Origin of the sequence: Klebsiella africana (assembly GCF_020526085.1) — a bacterium.
In the GTDB taxonomy this organism is placed as follows: domain Bacteria; phylum Pseudomonadota; class Gammaproteobacteria; order Enterobacterales; family Enterobacteriaceae; genus Klebsiella; species Klebsiella africana.
In genome coordinates this window covers 3657017-3683545 of the sequence record NZ_CP084874.1, presented here as the reverse complement: position 1 = coordinate 3683545, position 26529 = coordinate 3657017, and the positions used below count along the sequence as shown (strand labels likewise).

Sequence of the window (26529 nt, the reverse complement as noted above, 5' to 3'; positions counted from 1 at the left end):
GGGACGGAGAGAGGAATTACAAGGCCTGCCGGAATCGACAGGCCTGAAGGGATCACGGCTGATAGATACCCACGCCAAGATCGTTCTCTTTACGGGTGCGAGCAATCACTGATTCAGGTGATTCAGCGATACGCAGACCCATCTCCGCTTCGGTGCGCACGATTTTGCCGCGCAGCGAGTTGGTGTAAACATCGACAATTTCGACATCGACAAACTTGCCGACGAGGTCAGGGGTACCTTCGAAGTTGACCACCCGGTTATTCTCGGTACGCCCGGAGAGCTCCATGATGTTCTTCCTCGACGTGCCTTCCACCAGAATGCGCTGTACCGTGCCGAGCATGCGACGGCTCCAGGCCATCGCCTGCTGGTTGATGCGTTCCTGCAGAATATACAGACGCTGTTTTTTATCGGCCTCGGGCACGTCATCGACCATATCGGCCGCCGGGGTGCCCGGGCGAGCGGAGAAGATAAAGCTGTAGCTCATATCGAAATTGACGTCGGCGATAAGCTTCATCGTCTTTTCGAAATCTTCCGTGGTTTCGCCGGGGAAGCCGACGATAAAGTCGGAGCTTATCTGAATATCCGGACGCGCTTCACGCAGCTTGCGAATAATCGCTTTATACTCCAGCGCGGTATGGGTACGTCCCATCAGGTTCAGCACGCGGTCGGAGCCGCTCTGCACCGGCAGGTGCAGGAAGCTCACCAGCTCCGGCGTATCGCGATAGACATCGATGATATCGTCGGTAAATTCGATCGGGTGGCTGGTGGTGAAGCGAATGCGGTCGATGCCGTCAATAGCGGCCACCAGGCGCAGCAGATCGGCAAAGCTGCCGGTGGTGCCGTCGTAATTCTCACCGCGCCAGGCGTTCACGTTCTGGCCCAGCAGGTTGACCTCACGTACCCCCTGCGCCGCCAGCTGGGCGATTTCAAACAGGATATCGTCGCACGGACGGCTGACCTCTTCCCCGCGGGTGTAGGGCACCACGCAGTAGGTACAGTATTTATTGCAGCCTTCCATAATCGAGACAAAGGCGGTCGGGCCTTCGGCGCGCGGCTCTGGCAGGCGATCGAATTTTTCAATTTCCGGGAAGCTGATATCAACCACCGGGCTGCGGTTGCCGCGTACGGAGTTAATCATCTCCGGCAGGCGGTGCAGAGTTTGCGGCCCAAAAATAATATCGACATAGTGCGCGCGCTGGCGAATATGGTCGCCTTCCTGGGAAGCCACGCAGCCGCCAACGCCAATAATCAGGTCCGGGTTCTTCTCTTTCAGCAGCTTCCAGCGGCCAAGCTGATGGAAAACTTTTTCCTGGGCCTTCTCACGAATTGAGCAGGTATTGAGCAACAGCACATCTGCTTCTTCCGCCACTTCGGTCAGTTGATACCCATGTGTCGCATCCAGCAGATCGGCCATCTTTGATGAATCATACTCGTTCATCTGACAGCCCCAGGTTTTAATATGGAGTTTTTTTGTCATTGACTTGCTCATGCTCAGTAATAGATATCCAAAACGCGGGGATATATACAGGGTGAATTTCGCATTCCAGGGCGCGTATTGTAATGCTTTGGTCGCCCCCTGACCAGTGCGAGCGTTATCACCGCAAGAGGGCGAAAAATCCGGTAAACTTAACGGATTCTGCTTTAAGGATAATAGCCATGACAATTCACGCAACAGATGTCGCCATCGTGGGCGGCGGCATGGTCGGCGGCGCCCTGGCGTTGGGGCTGGCGCAACAGGGATTCACCGTGACGGTGCTTGAGAAAACGGCGCCTCCGGCTTTCGAACCGGCATCCGCTCCGGATGTACGGATCTCGGCGATCAGCGCGGCCTCGGTCGGCCTGCTGAAAAGCCTCGGCGTCTGGGATGCGGTGCGGGCGATGCGCGTCCATGCTTACCGTCGTCTGGAGACCTGGGAGTGGGAGAGCGCGCACGTCGCCTTTGACGCCGCAGAACTCAAGCTGCCGGAACTGGGTTATATGGTCGAGAACAAGGTCCTGCAATGGAGCCTGTGGCAAGCGCTGGCCGCGCATGAAGGGGTCACCCTACGTATCGGTAGCGAACTGGAGGCGATGCAGCGCGGCGAGGCGCATACCGCGCTCTATTTACGCGAGGGCGAGGCGATCCACGCCCGGCTGGTTATCGGCGCCGACGGCGCCAATTCCCAGATGCGGGAGATGGCCGGCATCGGCGTGCACGCCTGGCAATATCAGCAGTCCTGTATGCTCATCAGCGTCCAATGCGTCGATGATCCCGGGGACAGCACCTGGCAGCAGTTTACCCCCAACGGCCCGCGCGCCTTCCTGCCGCTGTTCGACAACTGGGCCTCGTTGGTCTGGTATGACGCCCCGGCGCGGATCCGTCAGCTGCAGAGCATGACCATGACGCAACTTCAGCAGGAGATCGCCCGCCACTTTCCGGCGCGGCTGGGGCGGGTGACGCCGCAGGCGGCCGGCGCCTTTCCGCTCACCCGGCGGCATGCGCTGCAATATGTCCAGCCGGGTCTGGCGCTGGTGGGCGATGCGGCGCACACCATTCATCCGCTGGCAGGGCAGGGGGTTAACCTGGGCTATCGCGATGTCGATGCTCTGCTGGCGATCCTGGCTGAATCGCGCGGTCGCGGCGAAGACTGGGCCAGCCTGCCGGTGCTGAAGCGCTACCAGGCGCGGCGGCGAGCGGATAATTTTATTATGCAGTCGGGGATGGATCTGTTTTATGCCGGTTTCAGTAATGACCTGGCGCCGGTGCGGATACTGCGCAATATTGGCCTGATGGCGGCCGAACGCGCCGGGGTGTTGAAGCGTCAGGCGCTGAAGTATGCGTTAGGTTTGTAAAAGCGGCTTCCCGGGCCGGGGCGTAGCAATAAGCCCCTGCCCGGCAGTCAGTGCTGTGTAAGTATGTCTGAACGCCAATAGCAAAAAAGCCCACCGAAGTGAGCTTTTTTGCATTTAAGTGGCTGGGGTACGAGGATTCGAACCTCGGAATGCCGGAATCAGAATCCGGTGCCTTACCGCTTGGCGATACCCCAATTGTCTGTTGCGCTTGACCGTAACTACCCCGGTTTAGGGCAACAGTGCGTTCATTGCTGAACGACTTTTTAATTTGGCTGGGGTACGAGGATTCGAACCTCGGAATGCCGGAATCAGAATCCGGTGCCTTACCGCTTGGCGATACCCCAACAAATTGTTTCGGAATTATCGATGCGTATCGATACGTCCTGAATATGGTGGCTACGACGGGATTCGAACCTGTGACCCCATCATTATGAGTGATGTGCTCTAACCAGCTGAGCTACGTAGCCAAATTGTCTTACTGCTTCTTCGATGGCTGGGGTACCTGGATTCGAACCAGGGAATGCCGGTATCAAAAACCGGTGCCTTACCGCTTGGCGATACCCCAATACCGTCGCGGTTAACCGCAAATATCGAAGAAATATGGCTGGGGTACCTGGATTCGAACCAGGGAATGCCGGTATCAAAAACCGGTGCCTTACCGCTTGGCGATACCCCATCCGTACAACGCTGACTGGTGAATGGTGCGGGAGGCGAGACTTGAACTCGCACACCTTGCGGCGCCAGAACCTAAATCTGGTGCGTCTACCAATTTCGCCACTCCCGCAAAAAAGATGGTGGCTACGACGGGATTCGAACCTGTGACCCCATCATTATGAGTGATGTGCTCTAACCAGCTGAGCTACGTAGCCATCTTTTTTTTTCGCGTAACCTTATCGGCGTTGCGGGGCGCATTATGCGTATTGGGCCTGCGAGCGTCAACCTCTTTTTCAAGGAAAATCGTTGTAATGTGACTGTTTGGTTAGGTTGCGAACAGCTCGCTGGAATATTCGGCAATTATTGGTTATTTATCGTTTTTCAGCGGTGTAAATTACGCAAAAAGAAAACGGACCCTGGAGGGTCCGTTTCGCGTTTCATCGCCCGTCAGCGCTTATTTGTAGGCCGACTGGTGGACGCCCACCGCGCGGCCCGACGGATCGTTCATGGTCTTGAATGCTTCATCCCATTCAATGGCTTTAGCAGAAGAGCAGGCCACCGACGGACCGCCGGGGACGCACTCCGCCGCGCTCGGCAGCGGGAACAGCTCTTCGAAGATTTCGCGGTACAGATAGCCTTCTTTGGAGGTCGGCGTGTTGTACGGGAAGCGGAAACTCGCCGTTTCCAGCTGCTGATCGCTGATCTGTTTGGCGGCCACTTCTTTCAGGGTATCGATCCAGCTGTAGCCGACGCCGTCAGAGAACTGCTCCTTCTGGCGCCAGGCGACGCTGGCCGGCAGGTAGGATTCAAAGCATTCGCGCAGAATGTGTTTTTCCATTTTGCCGTTGCCGCACATCTTATCCTGCGGGTTAATGCGCATCGCGACGTCGAGGAACTTCTTGTCGAGGAACGGCACGCGGGCCTCCACGCCCCAGGCGGACATCGCTTTGTTGGCGCGGGCGCAGTCAAACATATGCAGCGCCTGCAGCTTACGCACCGTCTCTTCGTGCAGTTCTTTGGCGTTCGGCGCCTTATGGAAGTAGAGGTAGCCGCCGAACACTTCGTCCGAACCTTCGCCGGAAAGCACCATTTTGATGCCCATGGCTTTAATTTTCCGCGACATCAGGTACATCGGCGTCGAGGCGCGAATAGTGGTCACATCGTAGGTTTCGATGTGATAGATAACGTCGCGGATGGCATCCAGCCCTTCCTGGACCGTAAAGTGAATTTCGTGGTGCACGGTGCCGAGGTGGTTGGCCACCTCCTGCGCCGCTTTCAGGTCAGGAGAGCCTTCCAGACCGACCGCGAAAGAGTGCAGCTGTGGCCACCAGGCTTCGCTACGCTCCTGATCTTCGACGCGACGGGCGGCGAATTTCTTGGTGATAGCCGAGATGACCGATGAATCCAGACCACCGGAGAGCAGCACGCCGTAAGGCACGTCGGACATCAGGTGGCTTTTTACCGACTCTTCCAGCGCCTGGCGCAGCTCGTTCTTATCGGTAACGTTGTCTTTCACCGCGTCGTAATCGAACCAGTCGCGCTGATAGTACTGACGAATTTCGCCGTCTTTGCTCCACAGGTAGCTACCCGCCGGGAACTCTTTAATGGTGCGGCACACCGGCACCAGCGCTTTCATTTCTGAAGCGACATAGAAGTTGCCGTGTTCGTCATGACCCATATACAGCGGAATAATGCCGATATGGTCGCGACCAATTAAGTACGCGTCTTTTTCGCTGTCGTACAGGGCGAAAGCGAACATCCCCTGCAGGTCGTCGAGGAACGCCGGACCTTTTTCCTGATACAGCGCGAGGATCACTTCGCAGTCGGAACCGGTCTGGAACTGGTAGCGATCGCCATACTCCGCGCGCAGCGCCTGATGGTTGTAGATCTCGCCGTTAACGGCCAGCGCATGGGTTTTTTTGGCGTTGTACAGCGGCTGGGCACCGGCGTTGACGTCGACAATCGACAGGCGCTCGTGCGCCAGAATCGCTTTGTCGCTGGCATACACGCCAGACCAGTCCGGACCGCGGTGGCGCATCAGGCGGGAAAGCTCCAGCGCCTTTTTACGCAGCTCGCCTGCGTCAGTTTTAATATCCAGTACGCCAAAAATAGAACACATAGCCTTCTCCATTACCCTGTCGTGTTTGATGTTGTGCTGGCTTCGTCTCGTGGCGAAGCCTGAGTGCGTGTTTAAGAAAATGCCGTAAAGGGGAAGCAGGCGCAAGGGTTTTGCGGCCGGAAAAAGAAAAAACGCAACCGTGATTGTTGAATAGTGAAAAAAGAGTATCTTTTGAACTGCTTTATTGAGGAATTCGTATTTATAGGCCGTTTTTATTAGATGGAATAATTTTGATGGGCGCTATAAATGAAAAACCACGTCCTGAGACGTGGCGGGTATTAGAAAAGATCGATTTCCGCGACGGAAGGGTAGATCCACGATGGGCGGAACGGCATGCTGTCGATGTCGTCGAGGGTGGAGACGCCGGAGAGCACCAGAATGGTCTCCAGCCCCGCCTGGAAGCCGGCCAGTATGTCGGTGCGTAGGTTATCGCCGACGATCACCGTCTGCTCGGAGTGAGCCTGCATTTTATTCAGTGCTGAACGGATGATCCACGGGCTCGGTTTGCCGACGTAAAACGGCTTACGGCCGGAGATCTTCTCGATTCCGGCGCACAGCGCGCCGCAGGCAGGGTAGAAGCCGCGACCGTGCGTATCCGGGTTAGTGGCAATGAAGCGGGCGCCGTTGGCGACGAAGAAGGCGGCCTTATGCATCATTTCCCAGTTAAAGGAACGCGTTTCCCCGACGATGACAAAATCCGGGTTCACATCGGTAATGGTAAAGCCAGCTTTGTACAGCTCGTGGATCAGTGCGCCTTCTCCCACCACGTAGGCTTTTTTACCTTCCTGGCGACGCAGAAAATCGGCGGTGGCCATCGCTGAGGTGTAAAAGGCGCTATCCGGAACATCAATTCCGGCGGTGGCGAAACGGTTCGCCAGATCCTGGCCGGTTTGCGACGGGTAGTTGGTCAGCATTACCAGCGGCATGCCTTTATCCAGGATGCGCTTGATAAACTCGGCTGCGCCGGGAACGGCGACGTTATCGTGCATCAGTACGCCGTCAATATCACAAATTATGTTTTGAATGGTCATGGTGGGTCCAGAATCATTAACAAAGACGAAACTATACGCGTCATCGATGAGGTTTCCCACCTCTGACGGGCGAGGCCCGCCCGTATCAAAGTGACGCGCTATCAGAAAAGGGGCGATTAGCTCTCAAGCAAGCGCTGCAGCAGCGTGCCATTGAGCATAGCGCGCTTGACCAGGGCGAAGGCGCCAATCGCAGATCGGTGATCGAGGGTAGAGCGTACCACCGGCAGGTTCTTACGAAACGCCTTCAGCGCCTGGGCGTTAATGCAACCCTCAATAGCCGGGAGCAGCACCTTCTCGGCCTCCACTATTTCGCCGGCAACGACGATTTTTTGCGGATTGAAGAGATTAATTGCGATGGCGATGGTTTTGCCGAGGTGACGTCCCACGTACTCGATCACTTCGCAGGCCAGGGCATCGCCCTTGTTGGCCGCTTTGCAGATGGTTTTGATCGTGCAGTCATCGAGGGTCAGGCGGCTCTGGTAGCCCTGCTCCAGCAGGTGGCGAACCCGCTGTTCAATGGCGGCATTAGCCGCGACGGTCTCCAGACAGCCGAAGTTGCCGCAGTGGCAGCGCTCGCCCAGCGGGTCGACCTGAATATGGCCAATTTCGCCGACGTTGCCGTTGCGGCCGATAAAAATGCGCCCGTTGGAGATAATCCCCGCCCCGGTACCGCGGTGCACGCGCACCAGAATGGAGTCTTCGCAATCCTGGCTTGCGCCAAAATAGTGCTCGGCTAGCGCCAGGCTGCGGATATCGTGCCCAACAAAGCAGGTAACATTGAAGCGTTTCTCCAGCGCTCCGACCAGGCCCCAGTTTTCCACCGCAATATGCGGCATATAGCGGATCACGCCGCTTTCCGGGTCAACGAGGCCCGGCAGGATCACTGAGATGGCGATCAGCTCGCGAATTTTGCGCTGACAGTTTTCGATAAAGGTGGCGATGATATTCAGCAGGGCGTGTTCCAGCGTTTCCTGGGTGCGCTCGGGCAGCGGGAAATGCTCCTCTTCCAGGGTCTTGCTGCTTAAATCATACAGGGTCAGAGTGGCGTCATAGCGGCCAAGGCGCACGCCGATGGCGTTGAAGTTGCGGGTTTCCGCTATGATGGAGATGGCGCGGCGGCCTCCGGTGGAGGCTTGCTGATCGACTTCTTTGATCAGTCCGCGCTCAATAAGCTGACGCGTGATTTTGGTCACGCTGGCAGGGGCAAGCTGGCTTTGTTCCGCGATCTGAATGCGCGAGATAGGCCCATGCTGGTCAATCAGGCGGTACACGGCCGCGCTGTTCAGTTGTTTTACGAGGTCAACGTTACCAATTTGAGCTTGTCCGCCTGCTGTCATACTTTTACTTACTCAGTGACGACCTCGTTACCATTAACGATGGTCTTGGTGATTTTATAATCGCGGGTAAAGGCGGTCAGGTTAGCGACCATGCCAGGCGTAATGCTGCCGAGCTGCTTGTCCACACCAATGGCGCGCGCCGGATAGAGCGTGGCCATGCGTAATACTTCGTCCAGTGCGACGCCGCAATGCTCAACGAGATTACGTACCCCTTCAATCATGGTTAGCGAAGAGCCGCTGAGGGTGCCGTTTTCATCCACGCACAGCCCATTGCGGTAGTATATTGTTTTCCCGGCAAAAATGAACTGGTCAATATTCGCTCCCGCCGGTGCGGTGGCGTCGGTGACCAGGCACAGCTTGTCGCCTTTCAGGCGCTTGGCGTTGCGCACGTTAGCGTAATCGACATGCATCCCGTCGACAATAATACCGCAGTAGACATCCGGCTCGTCAAAAATCGCCCCGGCCAGGCCCGGTTCGCGGCCGGTAATGTACGGCATCGCGTTATACAGGTGGGTGGCAAAGGTAATGCCCGCGCGGAAGCCCACTTTCGCCTCTTTGAGCGTGGCATTGGAGTGGCCGGCGGAGACAACGATCCCGGCGGCAACTAGTTTGCGGATCACTTCCGGCTCAACGCGCTCAGGGGCGAGGGTCACTTTGGTGATCACATCAGCGTTGTCGCACAGGAAATCAACCAGCGCGGCGTCCGGTTTACGCACGTAGTCCGGATTGTGGGTGCCTTTCTTGACGATGTTCAGCCACGGTCCTTCCAGATGCAGACCCAGCGCCTGGTTCGGGTGTTTTTGCAGGTATTCACGCATCACGCGAACCCCTTGCTTCATCAGATCGTCGCTGGAGGTAATCAGCGTCGGCAGGAAGCTGGTGCAGCCAGAACGTTCGTTGGCCTTCTGCATAATCTCCAGCGTTTCAACGGTCACCGCCTCAGGGCTGTCGTTGAACTGCACGCCGCCGCAGCCATTGAGCTGGACGTCGATAAAACCGGGGGCGATTATTGCGCCGTTGACTGAGCGCTGCTCGATGTCAGACGGCAAATCTGCCAGCGGACAAAGACGTTCGATAAGGCCATTAGCGATAACAACCGCATGGTCATCGAGAATTTCATGACCGGTATAAACCCGGCCCTGGGTTAATGCATACATTACGACCCCCGGTATATACGCCTCATCACGCCAGCAATCGCTCTTTTGCCGCCGGCCTGATGTTGCATACAAAGAAAAAAGATGGTCCCGCGCAACGCCGCGGGACGCGACTACATTACAGACCTTTAATATTTTCAGCTTCTAATTCGTTGAAATATTTCAGCGTCTTCACTTTCAGCTCCATGGTGGACGGCTCGTCACAGACGATCACTGCTTTCGGATGCAGCTGCAGACAGGTAATGGTCCACATGTGATTGACGTTACCCTCTACCGCTGCCTGCAGCGCCAGCGCTTTCTGATGACCCAGCACCAGAATCATCACTTCTTCTGCATCCAGCAGAGTGCCCACGCCGACGGTCAACGCGTATTTCGGCACCAGATCTACATCGCCGTCGAAGAAGCGGGAGTTCGCTACGCGGGTGTCATGGGTCAGGGTCTTAATACGGGTGCGGGACGCCAGAGAAGAGGCCGGTTCGTTAAACGCGATGTGACCATCGTTGCCCACGCCGCCCATAAACAGGTGGATTTTACCGTAGGAGCGAATTTTTTCTTCATAGCGACGGCATTCCGCATCGATGTCCGGCGCGTTACCATTCAGCAGGTTGATATTTTCTGCCGGAATATCAACGTGGTCAAAGAAATTACGATGCATGAAGCTATGATAGCTTTCCGGATGCTCTTTCGGCAGGCCAACGTATTCATCCATGTTAAAGGTGACGACGTGCTTGAAGCTAACCTGGCCTGCTTTATGCATTTCAACCAGCGCCTTGTAGGCGGTCAGCGGAGTACCACCGGTCGGCAGACCCAGGACGAACGGACGGTCCGCGGTCGGTTTGAATGCATTAATACGGTTAACGATGTGGCGCGCAGCCCATTTACCAACCTGCTCAGCGGTTACCAGGGGGATCAGTCTCATTCTTCACCTCTATAGTTAAAGTAGATTCTGGCGGATTGGCGCCAGCACTCTAAGGAGAGTATTGCAGCAACTGTGCCTACCGGGGTCAATCCGTGTTGATTTTTTGAATGATAAAATAAGTTTTCGATGTTAGCCAGTGTGAGGGAGGAGGTAATACGATATTTGGTGATAATTATCACAAAAAATACCCATTTAATTTGCGATACGAATTAATTTTTCACACACTTTGCCGGTAAGTGATAAAACCGACCTTGTTACACAATAAAAAAGTGGCTTTGAAAATGAGCCTCATCGGGGTCTCATAGGGGGAATAAGATGAATATTTTAGGTTTCTTTCAGCGACTGGGTAGGGCGTTGCAGCTCCCTATCGCAGTGCTGCCGGTCGCGGCATTGCTGCTGCGTTTCGGGCAACCAGACCTGTTGAATGTACCCTTCATCGCGCAAGCGGGTGGGGCGATCTTCGATAATCTGGCGCTGATCTTCGCAATTGGTGTGGCATCGAGCTGGTCCAAGGATAACGCCGGTTCGGCGGCCCTGGCCGGTGCGGTAGGTTATTTCGTGATGACCAAAGCGATGGTCACCATTAACCCGGAAATTAACATGGGCGTACTGGCCGGTATTATTACCGGTCTGGTGGCAGGGGCGGTATACAACCGCTGGGCCGGCATCAAGCTGCCGGACTTCCTGAGCTTCTTCGGCGGCAAACGCTTCGTGCCGATCGCCACCGGCTTCTTCTGTCTGATCCTCGCGGCGATCTTCGGCTACGTCTGGCCGCCGGTGCAACACGCTATCCACTCTGGCGGCGAATGGATCGTCTCCGCAGGGGCGCTGGGCTCCGGTATCTTTGGTTTCATCAACCGTCTGCTGATCCCAACCGGTCTGCATCAGGTGCTGAACACCATCGCCTGGTTCCAGATTGGTGAGTTCACTAACGCCGCAGGCGCGGTGTTCCACGGCGACATCAACCGCTTCTACGCCGGCGACGGCACCGCGGGGATGTTCATGTCCGGCTTCTTCCCGATCATGATGTTTGGTCTGCCGGGTGCGGCGCTGGCGATGTATCTGGCGGCGCCGAAAGCGCGTCGCCCGATGGTCGGCGGTATGCTGCTGTCTGTTGCCATCACCGCGTTCCTGACCGGGGTAACCGAGCCGCTGGAATTCCTGTTCATGTTCCTGGCGCCGCTGCTGTACCTCCTGCACGCGGTGTTGACCGGTATTAGCCTGTTCATCGCAACGGCCCTGGGGATCCACGCGGGCTTCTCCTTCTCCGCGGGTGCAATCGACTATGTGCTGATGTACAGCCTGCCGGCCGCCAGCAAAAACGTCTGGATGCTGCTGGTAATGGGCGTGGTGTTCTTCTTCGTCTACTTCCTGCTGTTCAGCGCAGTGATCCGCATGTTCAACCTGAAAACGCCGGGTCGTGAAGACAAAGCCGCTGACGTGGTAACGGAAGAAGCGAATAGCAACACTGAAGAAGGCCTGACCCAGCTGGCGACCAGCTATATCGCCGCAGTGGGCGGAACGGACAACCTGAAAGCCATTGACGCCTGTATCACCCGTCTGCGTCTGACCGTGGGTGATTCGGCGAAGGTGAACGACGCCGCCTGTAAACGTCTCGGCGCGTCCGGGGTGGTGAAACTGAATAAGCAAACCATCCAGGTTATCGTCGGTGCGAAAGCAGAATCTATCGGCGATGAGATGAAAAAAGTGGTTACCCGCGGCCCGGTAGCGGCAGCCGCACCGGCTGGCGACGTCGCCACCGCGGTGCCCGCGGCTAAACCGCAGGCGGTAGCGAACGCGAAGACCGTTGAGTCGCTGGTGTCGCCGATTACCGGTGACGTGGTGGCGCTCGAACAGGTGCCTGATGAAGCTTTCGCCAGTAAAGCCGTCGGCGACGGTATCGCGGTGAAACCGACCAGCAACATCGTGGTGGCCCCGGCCGCCGGTACCGTGGTGAAAATTTTCAACACCAACCACGCGTTCTGCCTCGAAACCAACAACGGTGCGGAAATCGTTGTTCATATGGGCATCGATACCGTGGCGCTGGAAGGCAAGGGCTTCAAACGTCTGGTAGAAGAGGGCGCGGAAGTGAAAGCGGGTGAGCCGATTCTGGAAATGGATCTGGACTTCCTCAACGCCAACGCGCGCTCGATGATAAGCCCGGTCGTCTGCAGCAACAGCGATGACTACAGCGCGCTGGTGATACTGGCGAGTGGTAAGGTCGTTGCCGGCCAGACACCGCTGTATGAGATTAAAGGCAAGTAAGGCTCCTGAGTCGAGTTTTTGCCTCAGCGGCGAAGGGAAACCTTCGCCGCTTTTTTTTCCAGCAATCGGCCCCATAATCCTCTTCTGATATCTATTTTACGTAACTAATAGTTGTCACTACGTCCTGCTTGTAAGATCATGTGCCGTTATACGTTGTTTACGCTTTGAGGAACCCGTGATGAGTGAGGCAGAAGCCCGCCCGACTAACTTTATCCGTCAGATCATTGATGAAGATCTGGCTACCGGTAAGCACACCACCGTTCACACCCGCTTCCCGCCGGAGCCGAACGGTTATCTGCACATTGGCCATGCGAAATCCATCTGCCTGAACTTTGGTATCGCCCAGGATTATCAGGGCCAATGCAACCTGCGATTCGATGACACCAACCCGGTGAAAGAAGATATCGAATACGTGGAGTCGATTAAAAACGACGTGCAGTGGTTAGGTTTCCACTGGTCCGGGGACGTATGCTACTCGTCTGATTATTTCGATCAGCTGCATCAGTATGCGGTTGAGCTGATCAACAAAGGCCTGGCCTACGTTGATGAACTTTCCCCTGATGAGATTCGTGAATATCGCGGCACCCTGAAAGCGCCGGGTAAAAACAGCCCGTATCGCGACCGCAGCGTGGAAGAGAACCTGGCGCTGTTTGAAAAAATGCGCAGCGGCGGTTTCGAAGAGGGCAAGGCCTGTCTGCGAGCCAAAATTGATATGGCGTCACCGTTTATGGTGATGCGCGATCCGGTGCTGTACCGCATTAAGTTCGCTGAGCATCATCAGACCGGCAACAAATGGTGCATCTACCCGATGTACGACTTCACCCACTGCATCAGCGATGCGCTGGAAGGCATTACTCACTCGCTGTGTACCCTGGAGTTCCAGGACAACCGTCGCCTGTACGACTGGGTGCTGGACAACATCAGCATCCCGGTGCATCCGCGTCAGTATGAATTCTCGCGTCTAAATCTCGAATACACCGTGATGTCCAAGCGTAAGCTGAACCAGCTGGTGACCGAGAAGCACGTGGAAGGCTGGGACGACCCGCGTATGCCGACCATCTCCGGTCTGCGTCGTCGCGGTTATACCGCTGAATCCATCCGTGAGTTCTGCAAGCGCATCGGCGTGACCAAGCAGGACAATACCATCGAGATGGCGTCGCTGGAGTCCTGCATTCGTGAAGATCTGAACGAAAACGCCCCGCGCGCGATGGCGGTGATCGATCCGGTGAAACTGGTTATCGAGAACTATCCGCAGGGGGAAAGCGAAATGGTGGCGATGCCTAACCATCCGAACAAACCGGAAATGGGCAGCCGCGAAGTGCCATTCAGCGCCGAAATCTGGATTGACCGCGCGGACTTCCGCGAAGAAGCCAACAAGCAGTACAAGCGTCTGGTGCTGGGTAAAGAGGTACGTCTGCGTAACGCCTACGTCATCAAAGCGGAACGCGTAGAGAAAGATGCCGAAGGCAATATTACCACCATCTTCTGCACCTATGATGCCGACACCCTGAGCAAAGATCCGGCCGATGGCCGCAAGGTCAAAGGCGTGATCCATTGGGTAAGTGCGGCGCATGCGCTGCCGGTAGAGATCCGTCTCTACGATCGTCTGTTCAGCGTACCCAACCCAGGCGCGGCGGACGATTTCCTTGCGGTGATCAACCCGGAATCGTTGGTGATCAAACAGGGTTACGCTGAACCGAGCCTGGCGCAGGCCGAAGCCGGTAAAGCTTACCAGTTTGAGCGTGAAGGCTATTTCTGCCTCGACAGCCGCTATGCAACCGCAACCAATCTGGTGTTCAACCGCACCGTCGGGCTGCGTGATACCTGGGCGAAAGCAGGCGAATAAGTTTCTCTTGATGAAAAGCGCCGCATTTTGCGGCGCTTTTTTTTGTTTCAGAATCAGCCAATTACTCGGTTTATTTTCGCGATGCGAATTAATCCTGTTTCAGGGGGCTAATAAATAGTGCTTCTGTTGTTTCCTGTCATATACAAAAAACCAATGTAATCGCTTTCAGTGTTTTCTTTTTTCCCTGATTTTGCAATGACTTCCATGACAAAATCATCAGAGATAAGACTGTAACAAAACGACATAAATTATGTGCGCTTTGTCATAATCTTAAGCTTTGCCTCACGAAAAACATTGATAATTCGCGTCACGAAAAATAGTCTATCTATAGTGGTTTCGCGGTCTTTTTTACCGCCCCACATTTTGCAGTTTTATTTATTTTTTAGCGATTGACCGCTGGTCTTCGCCTTTTAAAACGTCAAAGAGGATATGCACATGCGTACGTTTAGTGGCAAACGTAGTACGCTGGCGCTGGCTATTGCCGCCGTCACCGCGATGTCGGGCTGGGTTGTGGTTCCGCAGGCCAGCGCAGCAGGCTTTATCGATGATTCAACCTTAACCGGCGGTATCTATTACTGGCAGCGTGAGCGTGACCGTAAAGATGTGACCGACGGCGACAAATACAAAACCAACCTTTCCCATTCTACCTGGAACGCCAACCTGGACTTCCAGTCTGGCTATGCCGCCGATATGTTTGGCCTTGATATTGCTGCGTTTACGGCGATTGAAATGGCGGAGAACGGCGACAGCGGCCACCCGAACGAAATCGCCTTCTCGTCGCGTAACAAAGCCTATGACGAAGACTACTCCGGCGATAAGAGCGGCATCAGCCTGTATAAAGCGGCAGCGAAATTCAAATACGGTCCGGTGTGGGCACGCGCAGGTTATATCCAGCCAACCGGCCAGACTCTGCTGGCCCCGCACTGGAGCTTTATGCCGGGTACCTACCAGGGAGCGGAAGCCGGTGCCAACTTCGACTATGGCACCGCTGGCGCGTTAAGTTTCTCCTACATGTGGACCAACGAATATAAAGCGCCATGGCATATCGAGATGGACGATTTCTATCAGAATGACAAGAAAACCAAAGTCGATTATCTCCACTCCATCGGCGCTAAATATGATTTCAAAAATGACCTGGTGCTGGAAGCGGCATTTGGTCAGGCGCAGGGCTATATCGATCAGTACTTTGCTAAAGCCAGCTACAAGTTTGACGTCGCCGGCGCACCGCTGAGCACCAGCTACCAGTTCTACGGCACCCGCGATAAGGTTAGCAACGGCGGGGTTAACGACATCTATGACGGCACCGCCTGGCTGCAGGCGTTAACCTTTGGCTATAAAGTGGCGGATGTCCTGGATCTGCGTCTCGAGGGAACCTGGGTGAAGGCCGATGGCCAGCAGGGCTACTTCCTGCAGCGTATGACGCCGACCTATGCTTCCTCCAACGGTCGTCTCGATATCTGGTGGGATAACCGCTCTGACTTCAACGCCAACGGCGAAAAAGCGGTCTTCTTCGGCGCGATGTATGACATGAAAAACTGGGACATGCCTGGCTGGGCGTTCGGTGCGTCTTATGTGTACGCCTGGGATGCGAAACCGGGCAGAATGTCCTCTCCGGACGCGTACTACGATCCTGACTATCGCCTGAAAGAGTCGGCCTACAGCCTGGATGCGCTGTATACCGTGCAGGAAGGTCGGGCGAAGGGCACCTTGTTCAAACTGCACTTTACCCAGTACGACAACCATTCCGATATCCCGAGCTGGAGCGGCGGCTACGGCAACATCTTCCAGGATGAGCGCGACGTGAAGTTCATGGTTATCGCCCCGTTCACTATTTTCTGATACCTGCGCGGCGGGCGTGAGCCTGCCGTACCTCCGGGAGAACGACAATGAAAAAAATGCTGTTCATTGCCATGATGGCATCAGGTCTGGCGGGCTGTACCGCTTCGCCGGCCCCTGAAGAAGATTCTAAACTCAGAAATGCCTATAGCGCCTGTATTAATACGGCGGAAGGGAATCCGGACAAGATTGAAGCCTGCCAGAGCGTACTGAATGTGCTGAAAGAGGATAAACAGCACCAGCAGTTTGCTAACCAGGAGAGCGTTCGGGTACTGGATTACCAGCAGTGTATTCAAGCCACCCGCACCGGTAACGATCAGGCGGTGAAAGCGCGCTGCGACCAGATCTGGAAGGAGATCCGCAGCAATAACACTACCCATTAAGCCTGATGGCAGCGGCAAACGGGCGGAGTCTCTCTCCGCCCGTTTGTGTTTTTAGCGCTGGCTCTCCGCCGGCTGATAGCCGCGGCTCAGACGCACGAATAACAGGACGGTGGCGACGAACCCGCATAGCGCGGCGCACATTAGCCACCAGCCGGGCGCGCTTTTATCGCCGGTGAGCTCGACCAGGGCGGTGGAAATAGCTGGCGTCAGTCCGCCGAAGATCGCGGTGGCAAGGCTGAAGGCCAGCGAAAAGCCCACGGTGCGGACGTATACCGGCATCACTTCGGTAAGCGCCGCGACCATCGCGCCGTTATACATACCAAAGAAGAACGAGAACCATAGCAGGACCAGCGTCATACGGGTGAAATCGGGCGCGACGGTGAGCCAGTGCATCACCGGCCAGGTGGTGAGCAGCGCCAGCACGGTAATGCCCATCAGCACCGGACGACGACCGATCCGGTCAGAGATCGCCCCGCCAATCGGTAACCAGATAAAGTTAGAGATGCCCACCAGCATGGTCACCAGCAGACTGTCGCGTGCGCTGAGGTGCAGCACCGCTCTGCCATAGGTCGGCGTATAGACGGTGATAAAATAAAAGGTAGTGGTGGTCATCGCCACCAGCAACGTCCCCGCCGTAATAATGCGCCAGTTCCTGGCGATAGTGGTCAGGATCTCTTTAGTGTCCGGACGATGTTTTCGCTGCAGGAATTCCTCGGTCTCCTGCAGTGAACGGCGCAGTAAGAAAATCAGCGGAATAATCAGACAGCCAATGAAGAAGGGAATGCGCCAGCCCCAGTCTGCGATCTCCTCATGCTCCAGCGTGGCGTTCAGCGCATAGCCAATCAGCGCCGCCATGACGATAGCCACCTGTTGGCTGGCGGACTGCCAACTGGTATAGAAGCCTTTATTGCCCGGCGTGGCGATTTCCGCCAGATAGACCGACACCCCACCAAGCTCGACGCCCGCGGAGAACCCCTGCAGCAAGCGGCCCACTAATACGAGGATCGGCGCCAGCACGCCGATGGTCTGATAGCCGGGGACCAGGGCTATCAACAGTGTCCCGCAGCCCATGATCGCCAGAGTGACCATCAGCCCTTTGCGGCGACCGATTCTGTCGATATAGGCGCCGAGGACCACCGCGCCGATGGGGCGCATCAGAAAGCCCGAGCCAAATACCGCAAAGGTGAGCATCAGCGCCGCGAACTCGCTCTCTGCCGGAAAAAAGGTGCGGGCGATATAGGTGGCGTAAAAGCCAAACAGAAAAAAGTCGAACTGTTCGAGAAAATTACCGCTGGTCACGCGGAGGATAGCGCCGACGGTGCCGGCGCGCGTGGGTTGTTGGGTCATAGGGTGTGCTCTCCATTGTCTTTATCTTGTTTTTATAGAGGTAAGAGGGGGCGGGTTAGTCGCCTGCGACTGCCGCCTGTTTTCCGCGCCGCTTCTCAACCGCCCACTTGAGTAGCGCCGCACAGCGATAAAATCCGTGGGCAAATTTTCCGTAGGGAAGGGTCAAAAACAGGGCCATCACTACCCCGAGGTGAACAGCGAGCAGGATGCCCATCCACGAGGTATCCCGCCCCGCCAGCAGCGCCAGGCCGGTGAAGCTGGTCAGGAGCAACAGCAGGATAAACGCGCGATCCACCGGTTTTTGCCGCGCGTCGCCGTGCAGCGGTGACCGGCGCAGGTTCAGCCACAGCAGGCCCGCCGGGCCAACCAGCAACCCTATGCCGCCGAGCGTGCCGAGCAGCACCGGCACGCTGAAGAACGGGTAGGGGGCTTCCTGGCCGGCGAAATAGTGATAGCCCGTGGCCACCACGGTGGCGGCGAAGCAGAGCATAAAGCCGTAGAAGGTGAAGTGGTGGAAACGACGGCGCATCAGGGTGAAGGCGTCATCGGCTTCGTTGCAGCCTTTGCCATGCCCGCCGTCGAGATATTTCAGCGTCAGCGCATCATGGGACGCTTTCGCAATATCAACCGGTTGCGGCTGGCCCGGGGAGATCTCGCGCCAGAAGCGGATCACCCCGGTCATCAGTAAGCCAATTGCCAGCACAAAGACCGAGCCAAACATCCACGCCAGCAGGTTATGCGGGAAAACCTGGTAAAAATCGCCCGCCAGCGGTGGGTGCAGCAGCGAGCCGTTAAGTCCCATCGCCAGCAACAGAAAGAAAATTAGTCCGCCGACCAGCGCCAGCGCGGTGGTCACGCCGGCCTGACGATACAGGCGGCCAAAGGCCGCGGGCTGGGCGTAGTGTTGATAGGTCTCCAGTCGCACTTCGGCCATTGCCTTCGGCACGTTAATGGCGAACTCGTGGGGCGGCGCGTACTGGCAGGCGTGCAGGCAGGCGCCGCAGTTATGACACAGGTTAGCCAGATAATTAATATCCGCTTTGCCAAAGGCCAGGCGCTGGGTCATCGCCGGGAACACGGCGCAAAACCCTTCGCAGTAGCGGCAGGCATTACAGACCTGCATCACCCGTTCCACTTCCGCCTCCGGCTCGGTGATGATCTGCGCGTCAATGATCAGCTTTTCAAGCGACTTCATGGTGGTTCTCCTGCTGTGCCGCCCGGGCGGCTTGCTGACCGGCAATGCGGCCGAAGGTGGTGCCAATAGACATCCCGACGCCAGCGGTATAGCCTTTGCCCAGCACGTTGCCAGCCATCATTTCCCCGGCGACAAACAGGTTACGGCTGGGTTTGCCGGCGAAGTGGACGGCGGCGGTGTCGTCGACGTAGAGCCCGAGGTAGGTGAAGGTGATCCCCGGACGTAAGGTATAGCCGTAGTAAGGCGGCGTATCGAGGGGGCGCGCCCAGTGGGTCTTTGGCGGCGTCAGGCCGGAAGTGGCGCAATTATCCAGGCGGATATGGTCGAACTGGCCCGGCGCGCAGGCAGCATTATAGTCGGCGATGGTTTGCGCTAAGCGTTCGCCGTCCAGCCCCAGCTGGCGGGCCAGCTCGGGAAGGGTGTTGGCCTGTGCGCCGGGAAAGACGGGCGGCATAAAGTGGCCGATGGCTTTACTGTCGATGATTGAGAAGCCGATCTGCCCGGGCTGGTGAGCGACCAGCCGGCCCCAAATGGCGTAGCGTTTGGGCCAGAAATCTTCTCCTTCATCATAAAAACGCTCGGCATCGCGGTTGACCACTACCCCCAGCGACACGCAGTCGACGCGGGTGCAGATCCCGCCGTCATAGAGCGGTGCCCGGGCGTCAATGGCGACGCAGTGGGACTGCGAGGGATCGCCGATGATATCGGCCCCGGCGTCGATCATAAACTTGAGCAGCACCCCCTGGTTGAAGCGGGTGCCGCGGATGAGGAAGTTATCGGCGGGCCATTCACCGCGGTCATTTTGCCCCCAGGCCTCGCGCAGCCATTCGCGGTTGGATTCAAACCCACCGGCGGCGAGGACGCAGCTTTTCGCAACAATCCGTTCCTCGCCCGCCAGCGCGGCGACAAATTCGCCGTTGCGCAGCTCGAGAGCTTGCACCGGCGTGTTGTAGCGAATCTGCACGCCCATCTGCTCCGCGCTGCGGTAATAGGCATTGACCAGCGCTTTGCCGCCGCCCATAAAAAAAGCGTTGGTGCGGGCTACGTGCAGGGCGCCAGAGAGCGGCGGCTGGAAATTAACTCCGTGCTGGCGCATCCAGACTCGGCATTGTGACGAGGTGCGGATCACCAGCCGGGCCAGCGCTTCGTTGGTATTCCCCTCGGTGACGCGCAGCAGATCCTGCCAGTACTCTTCTTCCGGATAGCTGTCGACCAGCACGTCCTGCGGCACATCGTGCATACAGCGCAGGTTACGCGTGTGTTGCGAGTTGCCGCCGCGCCACTCCCGCGGCGCCGCCTCCAGCATCAGCACCGAGGCGCCAGCTTCCCGAGCGGTTAAGGCGGCGCAGAGCGCGGCATTGCCGCCGCCAATCACCAGTACATCCACCATTATCGGCTCCCTTACAATTTAATTAATTGTTAAATTTGTAATTGGAATGTAGGCGGTGATGGCGGTGGGGCGCTATGGCGTAGCGCTAAAGAGGGGTTTAGTGAGCATAAAGGGTGGCGCCCGGCCAGCGGTCAGACTCTACCAGCTGACGCATAACTTTGCTCAGTATTACCCGTGCGGCAAGGCCTGCCGGGGTGAGTTCATCATCGGACAGGCTGACCAGAAAGTTGGGGCGACTGAGTACCGGATTGACGACGTCGATCACTCTCAGCGCCTGGTGGTCGAGATGGGAGATAGCGGCCCCGGGCTGCAGGGTGGCCCCCAGTCCGCTGCGCACGGCCTGCATCAGCAGGGCCAGGCCGTCGATCTCCGCCACCACCTCAACGCTGATATGATGCTGCTGGCAAACCGCCTCCAGCCTGCCGCGCAGACCGTGGCCCTGGCTTGGCATAATCAACGGCAGGGAGGTGAGCTGGTCAGGGGTGATATGGTCATCCTGAAGAGGGGCTAGCAGCGCATGGGTGCCAATCAGGAACAGGCGCTCTTCCAGCACCGGTCTGGCGCTCCAGCGCAGGATCTTCTCCTGCTGGAAAACGATAGCTAAATCGAGCTGGCGAGTGTTGATCATCCGTTCCAGATTGCCGGAAAGGCTTTCAACCAGATGCAGACGCACGTCGGGGTAGCTTTCGCGCATCGCATTGATGAACGGAACACCGAGAACGGAGGCGGTGCTGGGGGCCATGCCGACGCTGACGTGGCCCGACAGGCGCGCCTCGCGGGCGGCGAGGATGGCGTCATCGGCATGGCGCAGCGCCAGCTGCGCTTGTGAGTAGAAGGCGAGGCCCGCGCTGGTGGGCGTGACTCCGCGGGAGGTCCGCTGCAGCAGGCGAATGGCCAGTTCGTTTTCCAGGCGCGCGATCTGCTGGCTAAGCGCCGAGACACCGATATTGAGATCGAGCGCAGCTCGCCCCATGCTGCCGGTCTCAACAATGCGCACAAAGTAGCGTAGCTGGCGAAGTTCCATATCAACTCTCCGGACAAAGCGGGGGTGAGGAAGGTTACCCCAGAGGCGTGAGCGGGAAGCGCGGCAGAAGCGCCCATAAAAAAGCCAACCGGCAGGTTGGCTTTTCAGAGCAGACGAAGCGGGGAATTACTTTTCCACTGCGTCGTGGGCGTGTTCGTCCTCGCGGCAATCCCCTTCCGCACAGTGGCCGTACAGATACAGACTGTGGTTGGTCAGGCGGATGCCGTGACGGGAAGCGATTTCACGCTGGCGCGCTTCAATAGAGTCATCACTGAACTCGATCACTTTGCCGCAGTCGAGGCAGATCAGGTGATCGTGGTGATGCTGCTGGGTCAGTTCGAAAACGGATTTTCCGCCTTCGAAATTATGACGAGTCACGATGCCGGCGTCATCAAACTGGTTGAGGACGCGGTAAACGGTCGCCAGACCAATCTCTTCGCCCATGTCGATCAGGCGTTTATATAAGTCTTCCGCACTGACATGATGGTTATCCGGTTCCTGCAGCACTTCGAGGATTTTCAGTCGAGGAAGTGTGACTTTCAGGCCAGCCTTCTTTAATGCGGTATTGTTGTCAGTCATGCGGAATCTGTCCTGTTGCTAAACGATCTACTTCCTTCAACGGAAGTCATACAGAAATTAACCCGACGTAATGCGTCTCATTATAGAACTGCCATTGGTAAATGAAAACTGCAAGCATCAGGCCTGGTTTGCTGTCAAAAACGAGGCACCAGCTACAAACTGCGTCACGTGCCTCGTAGAATCAGAGGACATTGTACAGATATGTGATTAAAAGTTAAAAACTTGTAGCTATTAGTTTGATTGCTTTTGTCTATTAATGCGACGCAACTCAATAGTTACGCCGCTTAATCATCAGGCGTTTTTGATTTCTTCGAGGTGCAGCTCTTCGGCAACCTGCTTCACCCACTTCTCAACGCGCTCATTAGTCAGCTCCGGCTGGCGGTCTTCATCGATGGCGAGGCCGACGAAGTGGTCGTCATCCGCCAGGCCTTTGGAAGCCTCGAAATGATACCCCGCCGTCGGCCAGTGACCGACGATGGTCGCCCCGCGTGGCTCAATGATGTCGCGGATGGTGCCTAGCGCGTCGCAGAAGTATTCTGCGTAGTCTTCCTGGTCGCCGCAGCCGAACAGCGCCACCAGTTTGCCATTGAAGTCGATCTCTTCCAGCGTCGGGAAAAAGTCGTCCCAGTCACACTGTGCTTCACCATAGTACCAGGTCGGAATACCGAGCAGCAGGATGTCGTGGGCTTCCAGGTCTTCTTTGCTGCTTTTGGCAATGTCGTGAACATCAGCAACATCTTTACCAAGCTGCTTTTGAATCATTTTTGCAATATTTTCGGTGTTGCCGGTGTCGCTGCCAAAAAAGATGCCGATGATTGCCATGAGTAAAATAACCTCTTGAAACTTAAATGATGTGGTAGGGACGCGATGCCCATAGATAACGGCAATCATAGCAGAACAGGCAAGGGCGCGGAAACAGCAATCACGCCCGACTGCACACTCTGCTACATGAATGCGGTTTTTTCGCGGAAAGTTAGACTTTTCCCTGGCTGCGCAGGGCGGTTAATTGTGTCATCAGCATCTCTTCAATGAGATCGCTGCGGCTCATATTACGCGCTTCCGCCAGCTCGTTGAGCGCATCGACCGCATCAGCGTTGAGTTTTAACTCGACGCGCTTCAGCCCGCGAACCTTATCGCGTTTCAGCTGGTTACGTTTGTTGATGCGCAGTTGTTCATCGCGCGACAGCGGATTGGTTTTCGGTCTTCCCGGGCGACGCTCGTTTGCGAACAAATCTAATGTCGTACGGTCCGTTTGTTCTTTTGCCATGATTCTGAGTGACTTCGGGGAAACAAGCTGCCGGGCTCTAGCCGGCGCAGATAGCGCGCCATCATACATCAGGCGAACGGCTGCGCCAACGACCACGGGCATTCTGCGGCGCGGTCGGGCATATTTTAGTCAATCAGACGGCGATGCTCGCCAGATAGCGGCGGATGGCGCGTAACACCGCTTCGGGTTTCTCGGCATGCACCCAGTGTCCGGCGCCGGCGATGACGTGCGCCCGCGCCTGCGGGAACTGGGCCAGCAGCGCGTCGCGGTAGGCATCGGTCACATAAGGCGAGTTGCCGCCGGGAATAAACTGCGTCGGGTGTGGCCAGGCAGGAATGATTTCCCAGCCGACAATATGCGGATACTGGTCCCACAGCACCGGCACGTTAAAGCGCCATTCGCCGTCGACGAATGATTTTAGCAGGAACTGAATCACGCCTTCTTCCTGCAGATATTCGCGCATCACCTGCGCCGCCTGCTGGCGGGTGCTGGCGGCGGATTCGCTGACGGCGCGGATAGCCGCGAAGATCTCATCATGGCGGCGTACGTGATAATCCACCGGCGCGATATCGATCGCCACCAGACCGCTGATGCGTTCCGGCGCCAGCGCGGTCAGCGCCATTACCGCTTTGCCGCCCATCGAATGGCCGATAAAGGTGGCGCGCTCGATCTGGTGTGCGTCGAGCGTATCGAGCAGATCCTGCGCCATGGCGGGGTAGGTCATTTCTGGCGACCGCGGCGATAATCCGTGGTTGCGCATATCGACCTGCACAATATCGTGGTCGGCGATCAGGTCGCGGGCGAGGATGCCCAGGTTGTCCAGGCTGCCAAACAGACCGTGGACCAGCACGATCGGGGAGTTGTTGTGCGAATTCTGTGCAGATTGCGCTCGGCTATTTAATTTCATGGCAAAGTTCTTTTTTTCGCTCCGTCGGGTTAGGGTATTATGTTGGACATTCTGCCATCCGGCTGCAAGACCCAGAAGTTTTCTGAGTTTTACCGCCATCCTGGTTTGACGCTATCCGCGGTTGGGATTTGTACTTATAATCCCAACGATTTGTATTCAGAAAAGATATCGCACTGGATTAAGATGAAAACAATTGAAGTTGATGATGAACTCTATCGCTATATTGCCAGCCACACTCTGCATATCGGCGAGAGCGCATCCGACATTTTACGGCGTATGCTGAAATTTTCCGCCGTTTCCCAACCGGCTACACCGGTCAGCAAAGCCGCGCCGACGCTGGCGCCAGCGCCTGCCGCTGAGGTGAAACCCGCTAACCCGGTGAAGGATAAAGTCCGCGCCATGCGCGAGATGCTGTTATCTGATGAATACGCCGAGCAGAAGCGCGCGGTGAACCGTTTTATGCTGGTGTTGACGACCCTCTACTCCCTGGACAGTAAAGCCTTTGCTGAGGCTACCGAGTCTCTGCACGGCCGCACGCGCGTTTACTTCGCGGAAGATGCGCGTACGCTGCTGAAAAGCGGCAACCAGACCAAACCGAAACAGGTTCCTGGTACCCCGTGGTGGGTTATCACCAATACCAATACCGGCCGTAAATGCAGCATGATCGAGCACATCATGCAGTCGATGCAGTTCCCTGCGGAGCTGATTGAAAAGGTTTGCGGCACGATCTAGCTTTTTAACATTTGCACCAGAAGGATCAGGCAATGGCAATCGATAAACGTGCGGGGCAGCCTGCGCAACAGAGTGATTTGATTAACGTCGCCCAACTGACTGCTCAGTACTACGTGCTGAAGCCTGAAGTCGGTAATGCGGAGCATGCGGTAAAATTCGGTACCTCTGGCCATCGCGGCAGCGCGGCGCGCCACAACTTCAACGAACCGCATATCCTGGCCATCGCCCAGGCCATTGCGGAAGATCGTGCGAAGAACGGGATCACCGGTCCGTGCTATGTCGGCAAAGATACCCACGCCCTCTCCGAGCCGGCGTTTATCTCGGTGCTGGAAGTGTTAACCGCCAACGGCGTTGACGTAATCGTGCAGGAAAACAATGGCTTCACTCCGACGCCGGCGGTCTCCAATGCGATTCTGGTGCATAACAAAAAAGGCGGTCCGCTGGCGGACGGTATTGTGATCACCCCGTCACACAACCCGCCGGAAGATGGTGGTATCAAGTACAACCCGCCAAACGGCGGCCCGGCGGATACCAACGTCACCAAAGTGGTGGAGAACCGCGCCAACGAACTGCTGGCCGCCGGCCTGCAGGGCGTGAAACGCATTTCTCTGGACGCGGCGCTGGCTTCTGGCCACGTTAAAGAACAGGATCTGGTGCAGCCGTTCATTGAGGGGCTGGCGGACATCGTCGACATGGCGGCGATCCAGAAAGCCGGCCTGACGCTGGGCGTCGATCCGCTGGGCGGATCCGGCATCGAATACTGGAAACGCATTGGCGAGCACTACAAGCTCAATCTGACCATTGTTAACGATCAGGTGGATCAGACCTTCCGCTTCATGCACCTCGATAAAGACGGCGCCATCCGCATGGACTGCTCCTCGGAGTGTGCGATGGCGGGCCTGCTGGCGCTGCGCGATAAGTTCGATCTGGCGTTTGCCAACGACCCGGATTACGACCGCCACGGGATTGTCACCCCGGCGGGGCTGATGAATCCGAACCATTACCTGGCGGTGGCGATCAACTATCTGTTCCAGCATCGTCCGCAGTGGGGCAAAGAGGTGGCAGTCGGTAAAACGCTGGTCTCCTCGGCGATGATTGACCGCGTGGTGAACGATCTGGGCCGCAAGCTGGTGGAAGTGCCGGTGGGCTTTAAGTGGTTCGTTGACGGCCTGTTCGACGGCAGCTTCGGCTTCGGCGGCGAAGAGAGCGCCGGGGCCTCCTTCCTGCGCTTCGACGGCACGCCGTGGTCGACCGATAAAGACGGCATCATCATGTGCCTGCTGGCGGCGGAAATCACCGCAGTCACCGGGAAAAACCCGCAGGAGCATTACAACGAGCTGGCGGAACGCTTCGGTGCGCCGAGCTATAACCGTCTGCAGGCTTCCGCGACCTCCGCGCAGAAAGCAGCGCTGTCCAAGCTCTCTCCGGAAATGGTCAGCGCCGACACCCTGGCGGGCGATCCGATCACCGCCCGTCTGACCGCGGCGCCGGGCAACGGGGCGGCGATTGGCGGCCTGAAGGTGATGACCGACAACGGCTGGTTCGCGGCGCGTCCGTCAGGCACCGAAGATGCCTACAAGATCTACTGCGAAAGCTTCCTCGGCGAAGAACATCGCAAGCTGATTGAAAAAGAAGCGGTAGAGATTGTCAGCGAAGTGCTGAAGAACGCCTAACCACGCACTATCATCAGGCCCCTTGCGGGCCTGATTTTT

The 26529-nt window shown here is 56.8% G+C and carries 21 protein-coding genes and 7 tRNA genes; 7 read left to right on the top strand and 21 right to left on the bottom strand.

Features of this window, described 5'->3' with window-relative positions; all coding sequences use genetic code 11:
- Window positions 1-52: 52 nt before the first annotated feature.
- Window positions 53-1477 carry a tRNA (N6-isopentenyl adenosine(37)-C2)-methylthiotransferase MiaB gene (gene miaB, locus LGL98_RS17865; RefSeq protein WP_002894730.1) on the bottom strand — a complete coding sequence of 475 codons (1425 nt, stop codon included), beginning with the start codon at window positions 1475-1477 and terminating at the stop codon, window positions 53-55.
- 179 nt (window positions 1478-1656) lie between these two features.
- Between miaB and ubiF the strand changes: the two genes are divergently transcribed.
- Window positions 1657-2832, top strand: a complete 1176-nt coding sequence (ubiF, locus tag LGL98_RS17860) for a 3-demethoxyubiquinol 3-hydroxylase (RefSeq protein ID WP_136030811.1) — start codon at window positions 1657-1659, stop codon at window positions 2830-2832.
- Window positions 2833-2951: 119 nt separating this feature from the next.
- On the opposite strand, the gene LGL98_RS17855 is transcribed toward ubiF, so the two are convergent.
- The 12 genes from LGL98_RS17855 to nagB form a co-directional block, all read right to left on the bottom strand.
- Window positions 2952-3026, bottom strand: a tRNA-Gln gene (locus LGL98_RS17855).
- Window positions 3027-3101: 75 nt separating this feature from the next.
- Window positions 3102-3176, bottom strand: a tRNA-Gln gene (locus tag LGL98_RS17850).
- A 46-nt stretch (window positions 3177-3222) separates the two neighbouring features.
- A tRNA-Met gene (locus LGL98_RS17845) sits at window positions 3223-3299 on the bottom strand.
- A 23-nt stretch (window positions 3300-3322) separates the two neighbouring features.
- Window positions 3323-3397 (bottom strand) — tRNA-Gln (locus LGL98_RS17840).
- A 36-nt stretch (window positions 3398-3433) separates the two neighbouring features.
- A tRNA-Gln gene (locus LGL98_RS17835) sits at window positions 3434-3508 on the bottom strand.
- Between the two features lie 23 nt (window positions 3509-3531).
- Window positions 3532-3616, bottom strand: a tRNA-Leu gene (locus tag LGL98_RS17830).
- An 8-nt stretch (window positions 3617-3624) separates the two neighbouring features.
- Window positions 3625-3701: transfer RNA gene (locus tag LGL98_RS17825), tRNA-Met, on the bottom strand.
- Between the two features lie 239 nt (window positions 3702-3940).
- Complete coding sequence (asnB, locus tag LGL98_RS17820; RefSeq protein WP_025711847.1) at window positions 3941-5605, bottom strand: asparagine synthase B; 1665 nt, start codon at window positions 5603-5605, stop codon at window positions 3941-3943.
- A 278-nt stretch (window positions 5606-5883) separates the two neighbouring features.
- On the bottom strand, window positions 5884-6636 hold the full coding sequence (locus LGL98_RS17815) for an HAD-IIA family hydrolase (RefSeq protein ID WP_025711845.1): 753 nt from the start codon (window positions 6634-6636) through the stop codon (window positions 5884-5886).
- A 116-nt stretch (window positions 6637-6752) separates the two neighbouring features.
- Entirely contained in the window at window positions 6753-7973 is a 1221-nt protein-coding gene (gene nagC / locus LGL98_RS17810; RefSeq protein WP_136030813.1) for a DNA-binding transcriptional regulator NagC, read from the bottom strand.
- Window positions 7974-7981: 8 nt separating this feature from the next.
- Window positions 7982-9130 (bottom strand): N-acetylglucosamine-6-phosphate deacetylase, encoded by a 1149-nt coding sequence (nagA, locus tag LGL98_RS17805; protein WP_136030815.1) that lies wholly within the window; start codon window positions 9128-9130, stop codon window positions 7982-7984.
- 115 nt (window positions 9131-9245) lie between these two features.
- Window positions 9246-10046: a glucosamine-6-phosphate deaminase gene (gene nagB / locus LGL98_RS17800; protein WP_012542446.1), complete on the bottom strand. Its 801-nt coding sequence runs from the start codon at window positions 10044-10046 to the stop codon at window positions 9246-9248.
- A gap of 315 nt (window positions 10047-10361) precedes the next feature.
- On the opposite strand from nagB, the gene nagE reads away from it, so the two are divergent.
- From nagE to LGL98_RS17775, 4 genes are all read left to right on the top strand, one after another.
- Window positions 10362-12311, top strand: a complete 1950-nt coding sequence (nagE, locus tag LGL98_RS17795; protein ID WP_136030816.1) for a PTS N-acetyl glucosamine transporter subunit IIABC — start codon at window positions 10362-10364, stop codon at window positions 12309-12311.
- Window positions 12312-12489: 178 nt separating this feature from the next.
- A complete protein-coding gene (gene glnS / locus LGL98_RS17790; protein ID WP_136030818.1) occupies window positions 12490-14157 on the top strand; it encodes a glutamine--tRNA ligase in 1668 nt (555 codons plus the stop codon).
- Window positions 14158-14592: 435 nt separating this feature from the next.
- Window positions 14593-15996, top strand: coding sequence for a chitoporin ChiP (gene chiP / locus LGL98_RS17780; protein ID WP_136030820.1), 1404 nt, complete (start codon window positions 14593-14595; stop codon window positions 15994-15996).
- A gap of 47 nt (window positions 15997-16043) precedes the next feature.
- Complete coding sequence (locus LGL98_RS17775) at window positions 16044-16376, top strand: ChiQ/YbfN family lipoprotein (protein ID WP_025711839.1); 333 nt, start codon at window positions 16044-16046, stop codon at window positions 16374-16376.
- Between the two features lie 51 nt (window positions 16377-16427).
- Here the strand turns inward: LGL98_RS17775 and LGL98_RS17770 are convergent, their stop codons facing one another.
- The 8 genes from LGL98_RS17770 to ybfF all read right to left on the bottom strand — a co-directional run bounded on the left by LGL98_RS17770 (window position 16428) and on the right by ybfF (window position 24085).
- A complete protein-coding gene (locus LGL98_RS17770; RefSeq protein ID WP_136030822.1) occupies window positions 16428-17723 on the bottom strand; it encodes an MFS transporter in 1296 nt (431 codons plus the stop codon).
- Between the two features lie 55 nt (window positions 17724-17778).
- Window positions 17779-18918 (bottom strand): tricarballylate utilization 4Fe-4S protein TcuB, encoded by a 1140-nt coding sequence (tcuB, locus tag LGL98_RS17765; RefSeq protein ID WP_136030823.1) that lies wholly within the window; start codon window positions 18916-18918, stop codon window positions 17779-17781.
- Window positions 18905-20308 (bottom strand): FAD-dependent tricarballylate dehydrogenase TcuA, encoded by a 1404-nt coding sequence (gene tcuA / locus LGL98_RS17760; protein WP_136030825.1) that lies wholly within the window; start codon window positions 20306-20308, stop codon window positions 18905-18907. Before tcuA ends, tcuB begins: the two co-directional genes overlap by 14 nt.
- Before the next feature lie 97 nt (window positions 20309-20405).
- Window positions 20406-21332 (bottom strand): tricarballylate utilization LysR family transcriptional regulator TcuR, encoded by a 927-nt coding sequence (gene tcuR, locus LGL98_RS17755; RefSeq protein WP_136030827.1) that lies wholly within the window; start codon window positions 21330-21332, stop codon window positions 20406-20408.
- Between the two features lie 126 nt (window positions 21333-21458).
- Window positions 21459-21911: a ferric iron uptake transcriptional regulator gene (gene fur / locus LGL98_RS17750; RefSeq protein WP_004885952.1), complete on the bottom strand. Its 453-nt coding sequence runs from the start codon at window positions 21909-21911 to the stop codon at window positions 21459-21461.
- A 291-nt stretch (window positions 21912-22202) separates the two neighbouring features.
- Entirely contained in the window at window positions 22203-22733 is a 531-nt protein-coding gene (fldA, locus tag LGL98_RS17745) for a flavodoxin FldA (protein WP_002894765.1), read from the bottom strand.
- A gap of 151 nt (window positions 22734-22884) precedes the next feature.
- Window positions 22885-23178, bottom strand: coding sequence for a LexA regulated protein (gene ybfE, locus LGL98_RS17740; RefSeq protein WP_002894767.1), 294 nt, complete (start codon window positions 23176-23178; stop codon window positions 22885-22887).
- A gap of 133 nt (window positions 23179-23311) precedes the next feature.
- Entirely contained in the window at window positions 23312-24085 is a 774-nt protein-coding gene (ybfF, locus tag LGL98_RS17735; RefSeq protein ID WP_136030829.1) for an esterase, read from the bottom strand.
- 183 nt (window positions 24086-24268) lie between these two features.
- On the opposite strand from ybfF, the gene seqA reads away from it, so the two are divergent.
- Together seqA and pgm are read left to right on the top strand one after the other, a co-directional pair.
- Window positions 24269-24817 carry a replication initiation negative regulator SeqA gene (seqA, locus tag LGL98_RS17730; protein WP_048291357.1) on the top strand — a complete coding sequence of 183 codons (549 nt, stop codon included), beginning with the start codon at window positions 24269-24271 and terminating at the stop codon, window positions 24815-24817.
- Window positions 24818-24849: 32 nt separating this feature from the next.
- Window positions 24850-26490, top strand: coding sequence for a phosphoglucomutase (alpha-D-glucose-1,6-bisphosphate-dependent) (gene pgm, locus LGL98_RS17725; protein ID WP_002894773.1), 1641 nt, complete (start codon window positions 24850-24852; stop codon window positions 26488-26490).
- Window positions 26491-26529 lie beyond the last annotated feature (39 nt).